The sequence below is a fragment of the Aminobacter sp. P4_H6_2 genome, from assembly GCF_056400805.1.
In genome coordinates, this window is record NZ_JBFUKO010000844.1 from 1 (window position 1) to 1,915 (window position 1,915).

At 62.2% G+C, this 1,915-nt stretch carries 2 protein-coding genes; both read left to right on the top strand.

Going from position 1 to position 1,915, the window contains the following annotated elements:
* The coding region (locus AC1DUU_RS30820) for an SLC13 family permease (protein ID WP_476787110.1) at positions 1–1,416 on the top strand (1,416 nt) is incomplete at its 5' end.
* A 160-nt stretch (positions 1,417–1,576) separates the two neighbouring features.
* Positions 1,577–1,915 (top strand): glycerate kinase (locus tag AC1DUU_RS30825; RefSeq protein WP_476787111.1); only part of this gene is annotated, 339 nt, incomplete at its 3' end.

A 1,915-nucleotide genomic window follows, 5' to 3' on the forward strand; every position in this document is an offset into this window, starting at 1 on the left:
GCGAACATCCCGAACGAACGGCAGATTTCGCTGCGCCTGGTGCGCATCCTGGTCGGCGTCTTGCTGATCGCCTTTGCGACCTTCGCCATCTTTGCCAGCATCGATGGCCTGTCGACCGATATGCTCGTTGCGCTCTCAGTTTTCGCAGCCACGCTGATCGCGTGGACGGTCATGGACTTGCCGGAAACCCCGGTAGCGCTGGCCGGGGCGCTGGCGCTGGTTTTGGCAGGTGCCGTCGGCGAGCAGGCGCTTTTTGCGGCACTCGGCAGCGAGATCGTCGTCCTGATGCTGGCAGCCTTCGTCATTGGCGCGGTGCTGAAACAGACCGGGCTTGCCGAGCGCTGCGCTTTCCGCATGCTCGCGCCGTTCCGAACCGTGCAAAGCATTTTCTGGGCAACGACAGGCGCGATCTTCCTCACAGCCTTCCTTGTACCGTCGACATCAGCGCGTGCGGCGATCCTGATGCCTATCTTCCTGAGCTTGTCGGCGGCTATCGGCAGGCCGAGCGTGACGCGCGCACTTGCCTTGCTGTTTCCATCAGTGATCCTGCTCTCGGCTGCCGCTTCGCTGACAGGCGCCGGCGCTCATCTGGTGGCGGCCGATGCGATCAAGCGCGTTTCGGGCGAGCCCGTCGACTTCGCCACCTGGGCGGTGTTGAGCGCGCCCTTCGCGCTGATCTCCAGCCTCATCGCCTGCGGCCTGATCCTGTTTGTGTTCCTCAAAAGCGAAGACCGCAAAGCGCTGGTGACACATGCCGACGGGGCAGCAGGAGCATTCTCCAGCCGCGACAAGACCATTCTTGCAGTTGTTGGCATTACCGTCGCGCTTTGGGCAACCGGCAGCCTGCACGGCGTCGGCCTGCCCGTTGTGGCACTCGTGGGGGCGCTTGTCGTAGCTTCGAAATCCGTGTCGGGTATCACCTTCAAGGCCGCGCTCAAGGGCGTCGAGTGGAACCTGCTGCTATTTCTTGCCGCCACGCTCGTCATCGGCGAGGCCCTGCTCGAAACCGGCGCGGCCAAGCTAGTGGTCGACCGTGTCATGGCAGCCTTCCAAGGCTCGGTCGCCCCTGCCCCGTGGATCCTGATTGCCTTTGCGGCAACCGTGTCCGCGCTCGCCCATATTGTCATCACCTCGCGCACCGCGCGCGCCACCGTGCTCATCCCAGCACTGGCGCTGCCGCTCGCCGGGCTCGGCGTGAATCCGGCCGCGATGATCCTGGTCGTCACGCTCGGCAGCGGCTTTTGCCAGACGCTGATGGTCTCCGCCAAGCCGGTGACATTGTTCGGCGGCATGGAGCCGCCGGCGTTTTCGGCAGTCGATCTGCTATGGCTTTCTGCACTGCTTTTTATCCCCTTCATCGTCTTGCTAGGCGTCTTCGCGATCTTCGCCTGGCCGATGCTCGGCATGCCACTCTGACGCAAAGAAAAGTGTTGTTCAGATCTAATATGGCCAAGCCGGAGACGGCTTGGCCATATTCATTTAAGCCATTGTAATATTTTCATTTTTCGAACGGAATAAAGCTGGCCGGCTCCCGTTTCTCCTCCATCGTTCACATGAAAGACGAGGAGTTATTTCCATGACATTCACCGTTCTTGTCGCGCCTTCCGGCTTCAAGGAAAGCCTGTCCGCCAATGAAGTGGCCGACTGCATCGGCGAAGGCGTGCTGCGTGCATTTCCGCAAGCAAAGATCCTGAAGGCACCTATGGTCGACGGCGGCGAAGGCTTCACCGAAGCACTGATCGCAGCCACCGGCGGCACCATGCACCGCCTCACCGTGACAGGGCCGGTCGGTGATCCCGTGCCGTCGTTCTTTGGTTTCCTCGGCGGCGCGCCGGTACGCACCGCAGTCATTGAAATGGCGGCCGCCGCAGGCCTGCGCCTGGTGCCGCGTGACAGGCGAAACCCGTGCCTGACC